We start from the raw sequence: 18,039 nt of genomic DNA, 5'->3' as shown, positions 1-18,039 counted from the left end.
GCGGTGTCGGCGCGCCGACCGCTCAGCCGACGCTGAACGCGCCCTCCGGGGGCGGCGGGGAGTCGGTGGCGGTGGCGTCGGTGACCGGCGCCGTGCGGGCGGTCAGGGCGGCGAGGTCCGTGCCCTCGGTGAGCCGGGCCGGGAAGACGTCCCCGGCCAGCCGGCGGGCGAGGTCCGCCACCGGCAGCGGCCCGGCCGAGCCGACCAGCAGCACGTTGCCGTAGCGCCGCCCGCGCAGCACCGACGGCTCGGCGATCAGGCAGGCCTGCGGGAAGACGGCGCGCAGCGTCGCCGCCTGGGCGCGGGCGAAGGCGAGCGGCGGGCCGTCGGCGAGGTTCGCCGCGTAGCAGCCGCCGGGGCGCAGCGCGGCCGCCGCCAGCCGCAGGAACTCCACCGAGGTGAGGTGCCCGGGGGTGCGCGAGCCGTGGAAGACGTCGGCGACGATCAGGTCCAGCGAGCCGGGCGCGGCCTGCGCGGTCGCCGCGAGGGCGGCCCGGGCGTCCCCGACCTCGGCGGTGATGTCGGCGCCGGGCCCGCGCCACGGGAGGTGCTGCTCGACCAGGGCGAGCAGCGGTCCGTCCACCTCCACCACCCGCTGGCGCGAGCCGGGGCGGGTGGCGGCCAGGTAGCGGGGCAGGGTCAGCGCGCCGCCGCCCAGGTGGAGGGCGTCCAGCGGGCGGCCGGGCTCGGCGAGCGCGTCGACGAGGTGGCCGAGCCGGCGGGTGTACTCGAACTCCAGGTGGGTCGGGTCGCCGAGGTCGACGTAGGACTGCGGGGTGTCGTCGAGGGTCAGCAGCCAGCCGCCGTCCTGGTCGACGTCGGGGAGCAGCTTCGCCTGCCCGAGGTCGGTGCGCCGCGCCACCGGCACCGGGTCCCCGGCCGGGGGTCCCGGTGCGGCGGGCGGCTCCGGCGGCGGGGCGGGTGCGCTGGACGAGGCGGGCGGGTCGGGCATCTCGGGCATGCCCGCAGCATAGGCGCCCGCCCCGAGTCGCCGTCACGCCCGAGGCTACCGGCCGGTATCGTCAGGGCTCCCGAGATTTGGACCTTCCGAGCAGAGAGTGGGTGCCCGTGGCCATGGAGTTCCGCGAAGACATCCTCGGTGCCCCCTACGAGGCGGCCGAGCTGCCGCTGCGGCCGGACGAGGAGGGCGAGGTCTCGGCGACCCTGGTCCGCCGGCTGGTCCCCGGCTCGGAGCGGGCCGTCCTGTACATCCACGGCTACAACGACTACTGGTTCCAGACCCACCTCGCCGACCACTACGTCGCCGCCGGGTTCTCCTTCTACGCGCTCGACCTGCGCAAGTACGGCCGCTCGCTGCGCCCGCACCACTCGCCGAACTTCGTGCGCGACCTCGCGGCGTACGACGAGGAGCTGGACGAGGCGGTGCGGATCATCCGGCGGGAGGACGGCCACGCCCACCTGCTGGTCAACGGCCACTCCACCGGCGGGCTGATCGCCGCCCTGTGGGCCGGGCGGCGCGCCGGGCGCGGACTGGTCGACGGCCTGTTCCTCAACAGCCCGTTCCTCTCGATGCCGGCCGCGCCCGCCGTCCGCACCCTCGGCGCCCCGGCGCTGGACGCGATCGGCCGCCTCGCGCCCACCCGGGTGCTGCCCTCCGCCCTCAACCCGCACTACGTGCACAGCCTGCACCGCGACTTCCGCGGCGAGTGGGACTTCGACCTCACACTCAAGCCGGCCGAGGGCGTGCCGCTGTTCGCCGGCTGGCTCGCGGCCGTCCAGCGCGGCCACCGGGAGCTGCGGCGCGGCCTCGGGATCGACGCGCCGGTGCTGCTGATGGCCTCCACGGCCTCCATCTCCACCACCCGCTGGCACGCCGCGCTGCACCACGCGGACGCGGTCCTGCGCGCCGACGACATCGCGGCCGCCGGCCCCCGCCTGGGGCGCCATGTGACGATCGTCCGGATCAAGGGCGGCATGCACGACCTGGTGCTGTCCGGCGAGACCGCCCGCACCCAGGTCTTCGCCGAACTCGACCGCTGGCTCGGCGCGTACTTCCCGCTCGCCGTGCGCTGAATCCTGGATCGGGCCGCGCACCGGTCCGTACACGCAGCTGTCCGCGCTCCCCCGGGGGCCGGGGCGCGCCGCCCCCGGCCCCCGCCCCGCTCCCCGTGCGCCTGCTGTGCGCCCGCGAGTCTGTGGAAGGCTACCCGGGCCCCTGCCACTTCCCTTGCCGAACAGGCGAGTTGAGGAGCCAGCATGCCGCATGCACACGGCCCGCACGACGACCGGCACTCCGGCCACAGCGATCCCTCCCTGTACCGCACGCCCGCCGAGGCGATCGCCGCTCCGCCGGAGAAGCTCGCCTACGTCGCGGGCTTCGACCGGTCGGCGCGGCGGCCGGACGCGCTGATCACCGTCGACACCGACCCGGAGTCGGCGAGCTACGGGCGCGTGCTCAACCTCACCGACATGCCCGGGGTGGGCGACGAGCTGCACCACTTCGGCTGGAACGCCTGCTCCAGCGCCCTCGCGCACGCCGGCCACCACGGCGCCGAGCGGCGCTACCTGCTGCTGCCGGGCCTGCGCTCCTCGCAGCTGCACGTGCTGGACACCCGGCCGGACCCGGTCCGCCCGAGACTGGTGAAGACGGTGGCGGCGGAGGAGCTGGCGGCGAGAGCCGGGTACTCGCGCCCGCACACCCTGCACTGCGGGCCCGACGGCGTCTTCCTGTCCTGCCTGGGCGCGGCGGCCGGCGGCGACGGCCCCGGCGGGGTGGCCCTGCTCGACCACACCACCTTCGACGTGCTGCGCCCCTGGGAGACCGAGCGCGGCCCGCAGAACTTCTCCTACGACGTGTGGTGGCACCTGGGCACCAACGTGGGTGTCACCAGCGAGTGGGGCACGCCCTGGATGGTCGAGGACGGCGTGGTGCCGGAGCTGCTGCTCGGCCGCAAGTACGGGCACGCCCTGCACTTCTGGGAACTGGACTCGGGGCGGCACCTGCAGCGGATCGACCTCGGCGACCAGTACCAGATGGTGCTGGAGCTGCGCCCGGCCCACGACCCGCAGGCCGAGTGGGGGTTCGTCGGGGTGGTCACCAACGTCGAGGACCTCTCGGCCTCGGTCTGGCTCTGGTACCGGGACGGCGAGGCGTTCACGGCGCGCAAGGTGATCGAGATCCCCGCCGAGCCGGCCAAGGCGGAGGACCTTCCGCCGGCCCTCCAGCCGTTCGGCGCCGTGCCGCCGCTGGTCACCGACATCAACCTGTCGGTCGACGACCGCTGGCTGTACGTCTCCGCCTGGGGCACCGGCGAGCTGTTGCAGTACGACGTCGCGGACCCGTTCCACCCCCGCCTCACCGCCTCCGTGCGGCTCGGCGGGGTGACGGCCCGTACGCCCCACCCGGCCGAGCCGGACCGCCCGCTGAGCGGTGCGCCGCAGATGGTCGAGATCAGCCGGGACGGGCGGCGGCTCTACCTCACCAACTCGCTGTACGGAGCGTGGGACGACCAGTTCTACCCGGACGGCATCGAGCCGTGGATCGTCAAGCTGGACGCCGACCCGGAGCGGGGCGGCCTCACCGTGGATCCGCGGTTCTTCCCGCACGGCGAGGAGTTCCAGGGGCTGCGGGTGCACCAGACGCACCTGGCCGGCGGGGACGCCTCCTCGGACTCCTACTGCTTCCGCTAGGGCGGAGCCGGGCCGGGGTCGGGTCGGGCCCGTCGGGCTGAATCCGGTTCGGCCCGGCCCGGCCTCAGAGGCGGCCGAGCACCGGGTCGTGGTGGATCCGGGTGGCCGGCAGCCCGGAGGCGACCAGCCGGGTGCGGACCTCGTCGACCAGGCCCGCCGGGCCGCTGACGCAGGCCAGGTGCCGGGACCAGTCGCCGGCCCGGCTGACCGCCTCGGCCAGCCGGCCGCCCGGGCCCGCGGGGCCTTCGGCGGCGTCGTCCGCGACCGGGATCAGCTCCAACCATGGCTTGCGGCCGCCGAGTTCGGCGAGGGCCGGCCAGTCGTAGAGGTCGGCCCGGGCCCGCGCCCCGACGAACAGGTGGACCCGGCGCCCGCGCGGACGGTGCTCCACCAGCTCCTCGACGATCGCCTTCATCGGGGCGAGCCCGGTTCCTCCGGCCACCAGCAGGAGGTCCCGGGTGTCGTCCTCCGGCATCAGCGTGCCGCGCGGCGGGCCGAGCCGCAGCCGGTCCCCGACGGCGGTGTGCTCGACCAGCGCCTCGCTCACCCCGCCCGGCCCGGTGCGGCGGACGTGGAACTCCAGCTCGTTGTCGGAGCGCGGCGCGCAGCCCATCGAGTACTGCCGCCAGGTGTGCGGCAGCAGCGGGTGCTCGACGGTCCCGTACTGCCCGGCCCGGTACGGGTACGGCTCGCCGGTGCGCACCCGGACCACGGCGAGGTCGGCCCGGCGGCGCTCGTGGCCGACGACCGTGGCGTGCCAGTACGGGGGTTCGGTGAGCGCCGACTCCGCGCCCGCCACCATCGACCGGACGGCGAAGCGCAGCATCCGCACCCAGGCCGCCTCCAGTTCGGGGGTCCAGTGCGCGCCCGACCGGAGCCGGATCGCCTCGCAGAGCGCCTCCTCGAAGGCCTCGTAGTGGACCGGGCGGACGCCCAGCTTGCGGTGGTCGCGGCCGAGCTGGGCGAGCGTGGCGGAGATCCGGTCCGGCTGGTGCAGGTGCTCGATCAGGTACTCGAACATCCGCTCCAGGTGGACCTGCTGGAACTCCATGGACTCCGGGAACAGCCCGCGCAGGAAGGGGCGGCGGCGGAACATGAACGTGTAGAGGTGGTCGATGAGGTCCGCGAACGGGGTGACCAGGCCGAGGCCGCCGAGGATCAGCCGCTGGTCGGCCGCGCCGTCGTGGTCGCGGTGGTAGGCCTCGTGCGCGCCGTACGCCTCGTGGCCGCCGTACCCGCCGGCCGCGGGGCGGGCGTCGGCACGGGGGCCGCCGGGCGCGCCGCCCGGGCCGGCGGGCGCTGCGGCGAAGGACGGCGCCGGCGCCAGGATCTGCCGGCGCAGGCGCATCGCGTGGTGGCGCGCGATCAACCGGTCGTACTCGGTGGTGCCGCTGGTGGTGTCCATGTCCATGAACCGCAGCCTAACCACCTGTCAGACACCGTCCCGACCACGGCTGTTCACCGTCCGGACGGCTCCCCGCCCGGTTTCGGGCAGGGGGCGGCCCCCTCGGGGCCAGGCCCAGTAAACGGCCCTGCGCGGGGGTCCGGACAGGGCCGGTGGTCCCTGGTGCACCGGGACCACCGGACCGGGTCGTGCGCCGGGAAGAGGACTACCGGCCTGTCGACGAACCGGGTCCGGGCTCCGTCGCGGCCGCCGGATCCGGGGTCCGGGCCGGCGGGGTCTCCGGTGCCGCCGCCGGCTCGGCCGCCGTCCAGCTGGCCAGCAGGCGCAGCGACTCGGCCGAGGGGGAACCCGGATCGGCGTGGTAGGCGACCAGCACCTGGTCCGCGTCGCCGGCCGGGCGGAACGTCTCGTAGCGCAGGGTCAGCGGACCGACCACCGGGTGGTGCAGCTCCTTGACCCCGTGGCCCTTGTCCCGGATGTCGTGCGCGGCCCACAGCCGCCGGAAGTCCTCGCTCTTGACGCACAGCTCGCCGATCAGCGAGGCGAGCCGGGGATCGTCCGGGTCGCGGCCGGCCTCGACCCGGAGCATCCCCACCAGGTCGGTCGCCTTGCCCTCCCAGTCGAGGTAGAGCTCGCGGGCGGATCCGTCGAGGAAGACCTGCCAGGCCAGGTTCCGCTGCTCCGGCGGCAGCGCGGCGACATCGCCGATCAGGGCGTTGCCGAGGCGGTTCCAGGCGATCACGTCGAGCCGCCGCCCCAGGACGTACGCCGGGATGCCCTCCATCGCGTCCAGCAGCTGCTGGAGTTCGGGGCGCACCCGCTGCGCACGCGCCGCGCGGGCCCGGCCCGGGCCGCGGCGGGCCGGCTTGGCGATCCGGCGCAGGTGGTCGTGCTCGGCGGGGTCCAGGCGCAGGGCGCGGGCGATCGCGTCCAGGACTGCCGCCGAGACGTTCTCGCCGTGTCCCTGCTCCAGTCGCACGTAGTACGCCGTGCTCACACCGGCCAGCTGGGCCAGCTCCTCGCGGCGCAGCCCGGGGACGCGCCGCCGGCCCCCGTAGTCCGGCAGCCCGACGTCCGAGGGCCGCAGCCGGGCCCGGCGGGACCGCAGGAAGTCGCTGAGCTCGGTGCGCTGGTCCATGCCTTCAGTATGGGCCCGTGCCCGGGGACCCGGGGGCGGGCAGGGTGATACTGCCGGTGGTAGGACCGGGGAACGTACGACGGCCACGGGTCTGGCCGGCTCCGCGCGGCACGCGGAACCTTGAGGCATGACGAACACGACGGTCACGACGAGCGCAACGAACGCGACGAGCGCGACGAGCACCGCCGCCGCCCCGCTTCCGGACGGCGCGCCCGGGACCGGGGCCGGTCGGATCGCGGTCTACGCCGCCCCGGCCCCCAAGGCGCCGCTGGAGCGGAGCACCGTGCCGCGCCGGGCGCTCGGCGCCCACGACATCCTCATCGACATCCGCTTCGCGGGCATCTGCCACTCGGACATCCACCAGGTCGACGAGGACTGGGGCCCGGGCATCTTCCCGATGGTCCCGGGCCACGAGATCGCCGGGGTGGTCGCGGCGGTCGGCGACGGGGTCTCCCGCTGGTCGGTCGGCGACCGGGTCGGCGTCGGCTGCTTCGTCGACTCCTGTCGGGAGTGCGACAACTGCCGCGCCGGGCTGCAGCAGTACTGCACGGGCGAGGGCGGCTCCGTCCTCACCTACAACGCCCGCGGGCGGGACGGCGCGCCGACCTACGGCGGGTACGCCAGGCAGCTGGTGGTCGACGAGCGGTACGCCCTGCGCATCCCCGACGCCCTGGCGCTGGACGTCGCCGCGCCGCTGCTCTGCGCGGGCATCACGCTGTACTCCCCGCTCAACCACTGGGGCGCCGGGCCTGGCCGGAAGGTCGCGGTGGTCGGCCTCGGCGGGCTGGGCCACCTCGGGGTGAAGATCGCCCGGGCCAAGGGGGCCGAGGTCACCGTGCTCAGCCAGTCGCTGCGCAAGCGCGAGGACGGGCTCCGGCTCGGCGCCCACGACTACCGGGCCACCTCGGACCCGGCGACCTTCACGGAACTGGCGGGCCGCTTCGACCTCGTCCTCAACACGGTCTCGGCCGACCTGGACCTGAGCGCCTACCTGGGGCTGCTGCGGACCGACGGCACGCTGGTCCAGCTCGGCGCGCCGGAGAAGCCGGTCGGGGTCGGCGCGCACGCGCTGCTCACCGGGCGCCGGTCGATCGCCGGCTCGATGATCGGCGGCCTGCCGGAGACCCAGGAGATGCTGGACTTCTGCGCCGAGCACGGGATCGGCGCGGAGATCGAGCTGATCCGGGCCGACCAGATCAACGAGGCGTACGGGCGCGTCCTGCGGAGCGACGTGCGCTACCGGTTCGTCATCGACACGGCGACGATCTGACGGACCGCCACCGCCGGGCCGCACGCCCCGGGCCGCACGCCTTCGACGCCCCGCCCCCGGTGCTCTCCCGTCGCCGGAGGCGGGGCGCCGGTCCCGGGTCTGCCGCCGGGGCCGTTGCCGGGGCCGCGGACGGGCCGGGCACCGGACCGAGCGGCGGACCGGTCGGCAGGCCGGTCACGGCCGCGCCGGACGCGGGGTCTGCGTCGGGCGCCGGCCGCGACCGCCTCAGACTCCGGCCGTGCCGGCGGCCTTCCGGCGGCCCTGGCCCCGGCGCAGCAGGCGGCGGCGCGGGGGCTGGTCGGGCAACCAGCCGAAGGTGAGGCAGCTGCCGACCAGGCCGAACAGCATGCCGATCAGGAAGCCGCCCAGGTTGGAGGTGAGCCAACTGGCCAGCGACGCCAGCACGGCGACGATCGAGTAGAACAGGCGCTGGGCCGGGTTGAACAGGACCAGCAGGCCGCAGACCACCATCACGACCGGGACCAGGTAGCCGGACAGCCCCTGGAGCCCGATGTGCAGGACGACGGGCAGCGGGGCGCGCAGGGTGAAGAGGATCTCCAGGCCGCCGAACAGGACCAGGACGCCGCCCCAGAACGGCCGCCGGCCCCGCCAGCCGCGCCAGGACGGGCGGGTCCGGGTCGCGGGCTCCGCCACCGTGGCCGCGGGCTCCGCTGCGGCCGGGGTCCCCGGTCCGGGCGCGGGCTCCGCCGCGGCGTCGGGTGCGGGCCCCGGCGTCGGGTCGTCGCCGGCCACCGTCAGCAGCCCTCGGAGCTGAAGCTCAGGTGCAGGTTGGGCAGTTTGAAGGCGGCGGCGGTGCTGGCGTAGTTGTGCTGCCGCAGGTTGCGGATCTTGACGGTGTCGGCCTGCTGCCCGAAGACACCGGGCAGGCCCTTGACGCCGGCCTTGGTGTAGGTGCTCGCGTCGCCGCCGATCTCGATGTTCGTGAACTCGGCGTCGCCGGTGAGCACGTCGGAGTCGGTGGTGAGGTTGGTGGCGGTCACCGGTGTCCCGGCGTCACCGGCCTTGATCAGCAGGTTGATGCCGCCGAGCTCGACGCTCTGGCAGAGCTTGGTGAGCGAGGCCTCCTTGATCGCGGAGACCGCGACCAGCACCTGCCCGCCGGTGTCCCCGGCGTTGGGGCTGTCCTCGATCATGTGGTCCAGGCTGCCGAACTGCTCGAACCCGACGCCGTCCAGGCTCTCGGCGGTGACGGTGAACGGCATGCCGGAGATCGAGAACTGGGCCGCGAGCACGCCCTGCGCGGTCAGCGTCATCAGCACCGCGCCCGCGACGACGGCGGGTACGGCCATCAGCGCGGTGCGCTTCAACCGGACCCGGCCCTTCTGCTGGGCGGGCGTCTCGGGACCGGCGGTGCTCTCGGCGGTGTGGGCGGCGTCCTCGGACGTGGCCATGTGTGCTCCCTCAGGTGATGGGGACGGGCAGTCACTGGCACGTTGTCCTGGCGCGGACAGCGTTCTGCGGCACGGCCGGGAGGGACCGCCCCTCGGCAGCGGGGCGGGCCGGTCGGGCCGCAGTGGGTAACCAGGAAGCTACTGCCCGGTATTGAGCGGGTCAATACGGGTGCACGAAGGATCATCGTCCGCTTCTCCCGGCCGGCGGTCGGCGCGGCGGTCCGGCCGCCGGACCGGCCACCGGACCTCCCTACGGCAGCGGGTCCAGGTCCAGGCGTCGGGCCGCCTCGGCCGGGCCGAGGAAGGGAGCCAGGCAGAAGAGGCTCAAGGTGGGGAGGAGGTCCGGGAGTTCGGCGGTGCGGTCGGCTCCGATGCAGCGCTGCAGGGTGCAGTAGACGCCGCCGACCACCGCGTCCACCATCGCCTCCGCCGTCACCCCGGCCGGGAGTTCGGGAACCTCGGCGAAGAACGCCCGGAACCGGGTGAGGAGGTGGTCGCGCTCGCGGCGCCCGGCCGGGCCGACCGCGTCCAGCTCGATCACCGCCATGGTCGCGAAGGCCGGCACCCCGGCCAGCAGTCCGAGCATCGCCCGCAGCGACTCGCGGATCCCGGCGCACCAGTCCGGCGCCGCCGCGAACGCCGCCGCCATCCGCCGGACGACCACACCGGTGCCGTAGCGGTGGGCAGCCAGGAAGGCGTCCTCCTTGCCGGTGAACAGCTCGTAGAACACCGGCCTGGTCACCCCGGCGGCGCGGCAGATGTCGCTGACCGTGGCGCGCTGGTAGCCGTGCTGCGCCACGGTGAGCACCAGCCCGTCGAGCAGGCGCTCGCGCTGGGTGGCGGCGACCACTCCCGGCGGCAGCCGGCTCGGGCCGCGCTTGATCGAGCGGGCGGGGTCGCGCCCGGTGCGCGCACCGGGCAGCAGGGCGGTCTCGGCGTTTCGGCGGGTTTCCGGTCTCATCGCCAACTCCTGTGCATCCTCTTGACATTGACGCGACGTCCGGTTTACAACACTGGCGGGTTTCCAATCCGCGGCGGACGCCGCCGGAAGCCCGCACGCGTTCCGACTGCTCAGTATGGCGAACGCATGCCCGGCGGTGGCAGCCGCCGACGTGCACCCCGCACCGCACGCACCCTCGCGCCCCACCTCCGCTCCACCACCGTTCCACCCCGCCGTACTCAGCCGTACTCGACCGCGGCCGGCCCCGTGTGGCCGTGAGCGGTCGGTCCGGGCCGCGCCGTACCCGCCGCACAGCGTCGTGCCGCCGGTACCGCCGCCCGTACGGGCGGGCCCGTGGCGCCGGGCCCGCCGAGTCGCCGTCCGCGGCGCCCCACCCCGCACCACCCCCGTTCGCGGCCACCCCGCGGCCGACGCCGCCGCGCGCACCCCCGCACCCGGCCGCACGGGGCTCCCCCACCCGAATCGCCCGGAGAGGCACACCCTCATGCGCATCCGCCGTACCCTCGGAACCGCGGCCCTCGCCGCCGCCGCGACGCTGGCCGCCGGCACCGTCGCCCCCGCCCAGGCCGCCGGCGCCACCGCCCCGGCCGCGGGCACCGTCGCCGTCCTCACCCACACCGCGCCCGGCACGCTCGGCGGCCCCAACGTCTCGGTCGGCGACGTGCTCGCGGCCGACCTGGTGAGCGGCACCACCGCCAACTTCTACTCCAGCGCCACCGGAACGACCGGCATCAAGTGCGCCACCTCCGCGTTCTCCGCGACCGTCATCACCAACCCGGCCGCGCCCGGGACCGCCACGGAGTCGCTCAACACCCAGACCTTCGGCTCCTGCACCGCGAACGTGATCGGCGTGACCGGCGTGCAGAGCATCACCGTCAACAACCTCGCCTACGTCAACTCGGTGAGCGACGCCGCGGGCTTCCCGGTCTCGCTCGACCCGGGCACGGCCGGCCCGGTGCAGACCACGGTGGTGCTGAAGACCATCCTCGGCACCATCACCTGCGTCTACCGCTCCCCCGGCGGCCTCGCGGGCACCACCAACAACACCGGCCAGACCATCGGCTTCACCGCCCAGGCCCTGCCGAAGTCCTCCGGCCCGAGCACCTGCTTCCCGGTCGGCTACTTCTCCGCCACCTACGGCCCGGTCCGGGACGTCTCGGTGGCCGGCAACCCGGTCGTCTACGTCAACTGACGCCCCCGCGGCGCCGGTGACCCGCCCGGTCGGCGGCCCTCGGGCGCCGACCGGGCTTCCGCCGGGACAGCGAAGTGACCCACGGGTAGGGTGCTGCCCACAGGCACCGGACGACGGGGATGTGGGGCACGCATGGTCGGCGAGGGCACGCAGTTCTTCGAGTCGGTGGCCGACACGGCCGCCCGGCTGGCCGAGGCCGGCTACCTCGCCTCCACCGAGGTGGCCACCGCCGTCTTCCTCGCCGACCGGCTCGGGAAGCCGCTGCTCGTCGAGGGGCCGGCCGGCGTCGGCAAGACCGAACTGGCCAAGGCCGTCGCCGCGATCGGCCGGGCCCGGCTGGTCCGGCTCCAGTGCTACGAGGGCATCGACGAGGCCCGCGCCCTCTACGAGTGGAACCACGCCAAGCAGCTGCTGCGGATCACGGCCGGGCGCGACGAGGGCTGGGACCGGGCCCGCACCGACGTCTTCGGCGAGGAGTTCCTGCTCACCAGGCCGCTGCTGACCGCCATCCGGGGCGACGAGCCGACCGTGCTGCTGATCGACGAGATGGACAAGGCCGACGTCGAGGTCGAGGCGCTGCTGCTCGAAGTGCTCAGCGACTTCCAGGTCACCGTGCCCGAGTTGGGCACCATCACGGCGAGCCGCCGCCCGTTCGTCCTGCTCACCTCCAATGCCACCCGGGAGCTCTCCGAGGCGCTGCGCCGTCGCTGCCTCTTCCTCCACCTCGGTTACCCGGAGGCCGAGTTGGAGCGCCGGATCGTCCGGCTGCGGGTCCCCGGCCTGGACGAGGCGCTGGCCGATTCGCTGATCCGGGTGGTCGGCGCGCTGCGGGCGATGGAGCTGCGCAAGGCCCCCTCGGTGGCCGAGACCGTCGACTGGGCCCGCACCCTGCTCGCCCTCGGCGCCGACACCCTCGACGAGCCGGTCGTGCGCGCCACCCTCGGGGTGGTCCTCAAGCACCAGGACGACGTGCTGAAGGCCGCACAGAAGCTCACCCTCGCATGACCGTCCCGGCCCGGCCCGGTGGCGGCACCGCGACGGACACCGGCGGCCCGCCCGCCGACCTCGCCGCCCGGCTGACCGGCTTCGTGCGCGCCCTGCGCACCCACGGCCTGCGGATCGGCCCCGCCGAGACGGTCGACGCCGCGGCCGTCCTGGAGGTGCTCGGCCTCGCCGACCGCGCGCAGGTCAGAGCCGGGCTCGCCGCCGCCCTGCTGCGCTCCGAAGGGCAGCGCGGGGTCTTCGACGCCGCGTTCGACCTGTTCTTCCCGCTCGGCATCGGCGATCCGGAGGCCGTGCGCCGGGCCGCGGGCCCGGTGGAGCCGGACCCGGCGACGCTCGACCCGGCCGTGCTCGACCCGACCGCACCGGATCCCACCGCACCGGATCCGGCCGCGCTGCGCGAGGACCTCCGGGCGCGGCTCGCGGCCGCGCTCGCCGCCGACGACCGGGCGGCCCAGGCCCGGCTCGCGGGCGAGGCGGTGGCCGCGTTCGGCCGGTACGGCACCGCCGGCGGCTCCGGCCGGCCCGGCGGCGACGGCTGGTCGGCCTACCAGACCCTCGGCCGACTCGCCCCGGAGACCCTGCTGGCCCGGGTGCTGGCGGTGCTGCGCGCGGGCACCGACGGCCGGGGCGGGCCCGGCCCCGACCTGGCCGACCAGCTCCTTCCCGACGAGATCCGCCGCCGCATCCAGGGATTCCGCGCCATGGTCGCCACCGAGGCCCGCCGGCGGGCGGCCGAACTGCGCGGCACCGAGCACGTCGCCGAACGGGCTGTCGCGCCCAGCGTCGACCGGATCGACTTCCTCGCGGCCGGCCGCGACCAGCTCGCCGAACTCCGGCGCACCGTCCACCCCTTGGCCCGGAAGCTGGCCACCCGGCTGGCCGCCCGCCGACGCCGGGCGGCGCGCGGGCACATCGACCTGCGCCGCACCCTGCGCCGCTCGCTGTCCACCGGCGGCGTCCCGCTGCGCCCGGCCCACCGGCTGCGCCGCCCGGCCCGGCCGGAGCTGGTCCTGCTCTGCGACGTGTCCGGCTCGGTGGCGGGCTTCTCCGACTTCACCCTGCTGCTGGTCCAGGCGATGCGCGACCAGTTCAGCCGGATCCGGGTGTTCGCCTTCGTCAACCGCACCGCCGAGGTGACCGACCTGCTCACCCGCGGCGGGAGCGACCCGGCCGGCCTGGCCCGCCGGATCCTCACCGAGGCCGGGGTGACGGGCCACCACGGCAACAGCGACTACGGCTCGGCACTCGGCGGGTTCGCCGACCGTCATCTGGACGCCGTGGGCCCGCGGACCAGCGTGCTGATCCTCGGCGACGCCCGCAACAACCACCGGGATCCCGGCCTGCCCGCCCTCCACCGCATCGCCGCCCGCGCGCGCCGGGTGTACTGGCTCAACCCGGAACAGCCCGGCCTCTGGGGCACCGGCGACTCGGCCGCCCCGGCCTACGCCCGGGTGGTCGAGATGCACTGCTGCCGCAACGCCCGCCGACTGGGCGAGTTCATCGCCCGGATCCTCCCGGTCTGAGCACCGGATCACCGACCGAAGCCGTCCACACCGGAGCCGCCATGGAAACGGGCGAGGTCCCCGACTGGTTCTGGGACGTCCTGGAGGAGGCGCGACCGCGCCTGTCCGCTCTTGAGCTGTGGCTGGAGTCCCGGCCCCGGGAGGTCCTCGAAGCCTTCGCGCTGGCCTACGAGGCCGCGGCGGACGCACTGGCCGACTTCGCGGACGGCGTGTGCGTGGAGGGGGACGCCTGGTCCGAGGACGACACCGAGGACCTGTGCCTCTGGGTGGTCGGGCAGGGACGCGGGCTCTGGGGCTCGGTGGTCTCGGGGGAACGGTCGCTGGAGGACGCCGCGCGGCTGTACCTGGGCCGGGCGCCGCGGCCCTCGGACCGCGTCGTGCGGTGGGACGCGGAGGTCGCGAACCCGGAGCACCGGGGCTACCAGTCCCCCGGGGGCATCGCCCACGGCGTCTACCGCTCGCGTTTTGCCGAGGACCTCCAGGAACGGCTCGACGATCTCCTAGGCGATCCGTGAGGGGTCTCAGAAGAATCTCCGAGGGATCTCCGAGGAGGCCGCCCGTCCGGGCGGGCGGGCCGGGAAGGAACCGGCCCCGCCCGCCCCGCCCGCCCGGCGGGGCTCAGCCGTCCAGGTGCCGGAGGAAGTCCAGCAAGGCGTCGGTGACCTCCGCCGGGCTCTCCTGCTGCGTCCAGTGGCCGATGCCCGGCAGGGTGACCCGCCGGTACAGCTTGGGCGCCAGGTTCGCCAGCAGCACCCGCATCGCGTCCTCCGGGATCACGGCCGCGACCATGTCCTGGTCGCCGGCCACATAGAGGGCGGGGACCTCCACGGGCCGGCCCGCGAGCCCGGCGAGCAGCTCGTTGTTCCGGTCGATGTTGCGGTACCAGTTGAGGCCCCCGGTGAACGCCCGCTCGCCGTGCTCGGCGTAGTCGGCGACGAAGGCCTCGATGTCCGCCTCCGACAGCCAGTCGGGCAGCCTCTCCGGCTCGGCGACGCCGTCCAGCAGGCGTTCGCCCTCGCCGACCACCCAGGCCTGCGGCCCCGACCCGCGCGGGCGGTCGCCGGAGCCGCTGTAGAACATCCGGCGGAACGTCGCGTGCGGGTCCTGGGCGAGTTCGGCGTCGGCGACGCCGGGGCGCTGGAAGTAGATCTGGTAGAAGCCCTCGCCGAACCGCTCCCTGGCCTGCGCCAGCGGCGGCAGCCCGAGGGTCGGCAGCGGCGGGACACTGAGCCCGGCCACCCCGCGCACCAGGTCGGGGCGGAGGGTCGCGGTGGTCCAGGCGACCGGGGCGCCCCAGTCGTGGCCGACCAGCACCGCGCGCTCCTCGCCGAGCGCCCCGATCAGGCCGGTGACGTCGCCGACCAGGTGGAGCAGGGTGTAGGCGTCGACCGACTCGGGCTGCTCGCTGCGGGCGAAACCGCGCTGGTCGACGGCGACCACCCGGTAGCCGGCCTCCGCGAGCGGGGCGAACTGGTGCCGCCAGGAGTACCAGCTCTCCGGGAAGCCGTGCAGCAGCAGGACCAGCGGCCCCTCCCCCTGCTCGGCGACGTGCAGCCGAACCCCGTTCACCTCGACGTGACGGTGTGCGATCCGTCCGTACGCCTGCTTGGTCATGCGGCCCTCCTCATCGACGACTCGTCAACCGGCCCAACGGATAGCGTCCGACCGTTCGCTCCCCCTCCTGCCCACCCGGGCGCCCCGTGAAGCAGGACTGCCGTCCCGTCGCTCCGCTCCCCGACCGGCGCGGGCCGGGTCAGAGCGGGTCGAATCGTGACGGATCGGGTCAGCGGGCCTCGGCCCGGACCTGGACCTGGACCTGGACCTGGGCCAGCTTCTCCCGGGCGTCGGCCAGGTCCTCCGCCGTGGGCGCGTCGTCCTGGGTGCAGCGGTGCCGCCAGTAGCCGCTGAACTCGATCGACGCCTTCGGCAGGCCGCGCTCCTCCACCAGATGGCGGCGGAGCGTACGCACCGCGGACGCCTCGCCCGCCAGCCAGGCGAACGGCGCCCCGGGCGGCAGGTCGGCGGCGGCGACGGCCTCGACCAGCCGTCGACCGGGTGCGGCACCGTCACGGTGCAGCCACCGCACGGTCGCTCCGACCGGGCCGGGCAGCGGCTGTTCCTCGGCGCGGTCGGCGACCTCGGCGAACACCACCGTCCGGGTGCCCTCGGGCAGCGCCGCCAGCAGGGTGCCGATCGCGGGCAGCGCCGACTCGTCGCCCGCCATCAGGACCCAGTCCGCCGCCTCGGCGGCGGACGTGATCGAGAGCGGGGAGGCGTACAGCGCGGAGGGTCCGACCATTCCCAGACGGTCCCCCGGCCGGGCCCGTCCGGCCCAGGCGCTCGCCGGTCCGGTGTCACCGTGCAGCACGAAGTCGATCTCCACCTCCTCGGTCCCGGGCCGGCGCTGCCGGACGGTGAAGCTGCGCATCCACGGCCGCTGCGGCTCCGGGACGGCCAGGTACGCCCGGTACCAGCCCGTGGCGTCCTCGCTCGGCCCGGGCAGGACGGGCGCGGCCTGGCCGGGGCGGGGGAAGCAGAGCTTGACCTGCTGGTCCGGCGAGGTGCCGACGCTCGCGTCGAGCTCGTCGGCCCGGAAGGTGATCCGGGCCGTCCGAGGCGTGATCCGCGCGACCTCGATGACCTGGACGTAGGTGACGGGAAGGCTCATGGCTCAACCTCCGGTTTCGGTCCACCGTTGATACCTTATGCCGTAAAGAGTTCCTCGGCCGAGGTTACCTTATGCGATAAGGAGTTCTGTCGTGACCGTCTTCGCCGGACAGGGCGACGCCCGCCGCTCCATGGCGCTGCTCTGGCGCGCGCCCGACGCCCCGCCTCCCGGGCGCAGCGGGCCCAAGCCCGGGCTGAGCGTGGACGCGATCGTCCTCGCCGGAATCGCCGTCGCCGACGCCGACGGGATGGCCGCGCTCTCCATGCGCGCGGTCGGCGAGCGCCTCGGCCGCACCGCCATGGCCCTCTACACCTACGTCCCGGGCAAGGCCGAGCTGCTCGACCTCATGCACGACCGGGTGCTCGCCGAGTTTCCCGCCTCCTGCGACCCGCTCCGGGACTGGCGGCCGGCCGTCACCGCCTGGGCCGAGGACGCCCTCTCCTGCTACCTCCGCCACCCCTGGGTCCTGCAGATCTCCCAGGCCCGCCCGATCCTCGGACCCGCCGAGCTGGGCGCGATGGAGACCCTGCTGCGGATCCTCCAGGGGGCGCGTCTCGACCCCCGGCAGCTGCGGGGCACGGTCGCGGCGCTGTGGCAGTTCGTACGGGGGTCCGCGCAGACCGCGGCGGAGGCCCGGGCCGCCGCGGCCGCCACCGGCGTGGCGGACGAGGAGTGGTGGCACGCCCGGGCCGCCCAGCTCGCCGACCTGGCCCCCGACTTCGCCGAACGCTTCCCCCTGCTGACCGCCCTCGAACGGTCCGGCGCCACCGAGACCGAGCCCGGGAACCCCGCCCCCGACCGCACCCGGGAGGCCTTCCGCACCGGGCTGGCCGTCCTGCTGGACGGCATCGCGGCGGCGGCCGCCCGGCACGCCCCGGCCGCCGCCCCCGACGGCGGTCCCGGGGGTGGCGGCTGACGGCCCGGGACTCAGTCCCGCTCGCCGAGGCGGTCCAGCAGGGCGACGCCGAGCGCGAGCAGCACGCCCACGCCGATCATCGTGAAGTAGCCCGCGGTCTGATGGCCGGCGGGAATCAGGTAGCGGACGAATCCGAAGAGGTGCAGGCCCCAGAGGTGGTCGGAGACCAGGCCGCTGATCCCACCGATGATCAGGACGAAGCTCACGAAACCGAGGAAGTTCTTCATGGTCACGACGTTAGGCAGCCGGGTCCGGGCCGGGATCCGACTTTCGGCGCGACCGGGCGCCACCAAAGTCGCGTGTGCGGAGCACCGGCACGGCGGCGAGGGCCGGGGCGGCGGCCAGGGCGAAGCAGAGCGGCAGCGGCAGGCGGCCGACCAGCAGGCCCACGGTCGCGCCGCCGGCCGCCGACCCGGCGTTGAAGGCTGTGTTCACCCAGGCACCGGCGCGCGTACGGGCGTCGGCGGCGACCGCCTCGTCCGCCACCAGGTAGGCGGTGGTGAGGGCGGGTGAGACGAAGAGCCCGGCGAGCGCGACGGCCGCGCCGAGCAGGAGGAGGTTCGGCGCGAATCCGGCGGCGGTCAGGGCCACCCCGAGGCCGGCCGTGAACAGCGGAAGCCGGACGGCGTTCGGCAGCGGACGGTCCAGCGCGCCGAGGCCGAGGCCGCCGACCGCGCTGCCGACCGAGAGCGCGGCCAGCACCCAGCCGACCGCCTCCGGCCGGCCCTGCCGGTCGGCGAAGGCGACGACCATGAGGTCGAGCGCACCCAGGGAGAGCCCGGTCACGGCCGCCGCGAGCACCGCGCACCGCAGCGCCCGCCCACCGCCGAGCCGCCCGGCGCGCCGCCCCCGCCGGCCACCGGCCGCGCCGGCCGCGCTCGGGGCCGCGTCCTCGGCC

The 18,039-nt window shown here is 75.3% G+C and carries 18 protein-coding genes; 8 read left to right on the top strand and 10 right to left on the bottom strand.

Going from position 1 to position 18,039, the window contains the following annotated elements; translation table 11 throughout:
* Positions 1-22: 22 nt before the first annotated feature.
* On the bottom strand, positions 23-961 hold the full coding sequence (locus ACFVFS_RS32725) for a spermidine synthase (RefSeq protein WP_380628486.1): 939 nt from the start codon (positions 959-961) through the stop codon (positions 23-25).
* Positions 962-1,074: 113 nt separating this feature from the next.
* Between ACFVFS_RS32725 and ACFVFS_RS32720 the strand changes: the two genes are divergently transcribed.
* Both ACFVFS_RS32720 and ACFVFS_RS32715 read left to right on the top strand, forming a co-directional pair.
* Entirely contained in the window at positions 1,075-2,034 is a 960-nt protein-coding gene (locus tag ACFVFS_RS32720) for an alpha/beta hydrolase (protein ID WP_380628484.1), read from the top strand.
* A gap of 183 nt (positions 2,035-2,217) precedes the next feature.
* A complete protein-coding gene (locus ACFVFS_RS32715) occupies positions 2,218-3,651 on the top strand; it encodes a selenium-binding protein SBP56-related protein (protein WP_380628483.1) in 1,434 nt (477 codons plus the stop codon).
* 64 nt (positions 3,652-3,715) lie between these two features.
* Here ACFVFS_RS32715 and ACFVFS_RS32710 read toward each other — a convergent pair whose 3' ends face one another.
* Together ACFVFS_RS32710 and ACFVFS_RS32705 are read right to left on the bottom strand one after the other, a co-directional pair.
* Positions 3,716-5,062, bottom strand: a complete 1,347-nt coding sequence (locus tag ACFVFS_RS32710; protein ID WP_380628481.1) for a globin domain-containing protein — start codon at positions 5,060-5,062, stop codon at positions 3,716-3,718.
* A gap of 199 nt (positions 5,063-5,261) precedes the next feature.
* Positions 5,262-6,194 (bottom strand): helix-turn-helix domain-containing protein, encoded by a 933-nt coding sequence (locus tag ACFVFS_RS32705; protein WP_380628480.1) that lies wholly within the window; start codon positions 6,192-6,194, stop codon positions 5,262-5,264.
* Positions 6,195-6,321: 127 nt separating this feature from the next.
* On the opposite strand from ACFVFS_RS32705, the gene ACFVFS_RS32700 reads away from it, so the two are divergent.
* Positions 6,322-7,464, top strand: coding sequence for an NAD(P)-dependent alcohol dehydrogenase (locus ACFVFS_RS32700; RefSeq protein ID WP_380628479.1), 1,143 nt, complete (start codon positions 6,322-6,324; stop codon positions 7,462-7,464).
* A 225-nt stretch (positions 7,465-7,689) separates the two neighbouring features.
* Here the strand turns inward: ACFVFS_RS32700 and ACFVFS_RS32695 are convergent, their stop codons facing one another.
* The 3 genes from ACFVFS_RS32695 to ACFVFS_RS32685 form a co-directional block, all read right to left on the bottom strand.
* Positions 7,690-8,118: a DUF6114 domain-containing protein gene (locus ACFVFS_RS32695; RefSeq protein ID WP_380628477.1), complete on the bottom strand. Its 429-nt coding sequence runs from the start codon at positions 8,116-8,118 to the stop codon at positions 7,690-7,692.
* Positions 8,119-8,219: 101 nt separating this feature from the next.
* Positions 8,220-8,876, bottom strand: coding sequence for a DUF6230 family protein (locus ACFVFS_RS32690; RefSeq protein WP_380628476.1), 657 nt, complete (start codon positions 8,874-8,876; stop codon positions 8,220-8,222).
* A 250-nt stretch (positions 8,877-9,126) separates the two neighbouring features.
* Entirely contained in the window at positions 9,127-9,837 is a 711-nt protein-coding gene (locus ACFVFS_RS32685; protein WP_380628475.1) for a TetR/AcrR family transcriptional regulator, read from the bottom strand.
* 484 nt (positions 9,838-10,321) lie between these two features.
* On the opposite strand from ACFVFS_RS32685, the gene ACFVFS_RS32680 reads away from it, so the two are divergent.
* The 4 genes from ACFVFS_RS32680 (at position 10,322) to ACFVFS_RS32665 (ending at position 14,072) form a co-directional block, all read left to right on the top strand.
* The gene (locus ACFVFS_RS32680; protein ID WP_380628473.1) at positions 10,322-11,029 is read left to right on the top strand and encodes a Tat pathway signal sequence domain protein; all 708 of its coding nucleotides are present in this window, start codon (positions 10,322-10,324) and stop codon (positions 11,027-11,029) included.
* A gap of 132 nt (positions 11,030-11,161) precedes the next feature.
* Positions 11,162-12,034, top strand: coding sequence for an AAA family ATPase (locus ACFVFS_RS32675; RefSeq protein WP_380628472.1), 873 nt, complete (start codon positions 11,162-11,164; stop codon positions 12,032-12,034).
* Positions 12,031-13,557 carry a VWA domain-containing protein gene (locus tag ACFVFS_RS32670; RefSeq protein ID WP_380628471.1) on the top strand — a complete coding sequence of 509 codons (1,527 nt, stop codon included), beginning with the start codon at positions 12,031-12,033 and terminating at the stop codon, positions 13,555-13,557. The genes ACFVFS_RS32675 and ACFVFS_RS32670 overlap by 4 nt, the downstream gene beginning before the upstream one ends.
* A 41-nt stretch (positions 13,558-13,598) precedes the next feature.
* Positions 13,599-14,072: a hypothetical protein gene (locus ACFVFS_RS32665; RefSeq protein ID WP_380628470.1), complete on the top strand. Its 474-nt coding sequence runs from the start codon at positions 13,599-13,601 to the stop codon at positions 14,070-14,072.
* Between the two features lie 103 nt (positions 14,073-14,175).
* Here the strand turns inward: ACFVFS_RS32665 and ACFVFS_RS32660 are convergent, their stop codons facing one another.
* Complete coding sequence (locus ACFVFS_RS32660) at positions 14,176-15,171, bottom strand: alpha/beta fold hydrolase (protein WP_380628468.1); 996 nt, start codon at positions 15,169-15,171, stop codon at positions 14,176-14,178.
* A 169-nt stretch (positions 15,172-15,340) separates the two neighbouring features.
* Positions 15,341-16,225: a siderophore-interacting protein gene (locus ACFVFS_RS32655; RefSeq protein WP_380628467.1), complete on the bottom strand. Its 885-nt coding sequence runs from the start codon at positions 16,223-16,225 to the stop codon at positions 15,341-15,343.
* Between the two features lie 91 nt (positions 16,226-16,316).
* Between ACFVFS_RS32655 and ACFVFS_RS32650 the strand changes: the two genes are divergently transcribed.
* Positions 16,317-17,141: a TetR/AcrR family transcriptional regulator gene (locus ACFVFS_RS32650; protein ID WP_380628466.1), complete on the top strand. Its 825-nt coding sequence runs from the start codon at positions 16,317-16,319 to the stop codon at positions 17,139-17,141.
* An 11-nt stretch (positions 17,142-17,152) separates the two neighbouring features.
* Here the strand turns inward: ACFVFS_RS32650 and ACFVFS_RS32645 are convergent, their stop codons facing one another.
* Positions 17,153-17,368: a hypothetical protein gene (locus ACFVFS_RS32645; protein WP_380628465.1), complete on the bottom strand. Its 216-nt coding sequence runs from the start codon at positions 17,366-17,368 to the stop codon at positions 17,153-17,155.
* Between the two features lie 10 nt (positions 17,369-17,378).
* The coding region (locus ACFVFS_RS32640) for an MFS transporter (RefSeq protein WP_380628463.1) at positions 17,379-18,039 on the bottom strand (661 nt) is incomplete at its 5' end.

Origin of the sequence: Kitasatospora sp. NPDC057692 (assembly GCF_042799475.1) — a bacterium.
Taxonomy (GTDB): Bacteria; Actinomycetota; Actinomycetes; order Streptomycetales; family Streptomycetaceae; genus Kitasatospora.
This window is presented reverse-complemented; position numbering and strand designations above follow the sequence as displayed.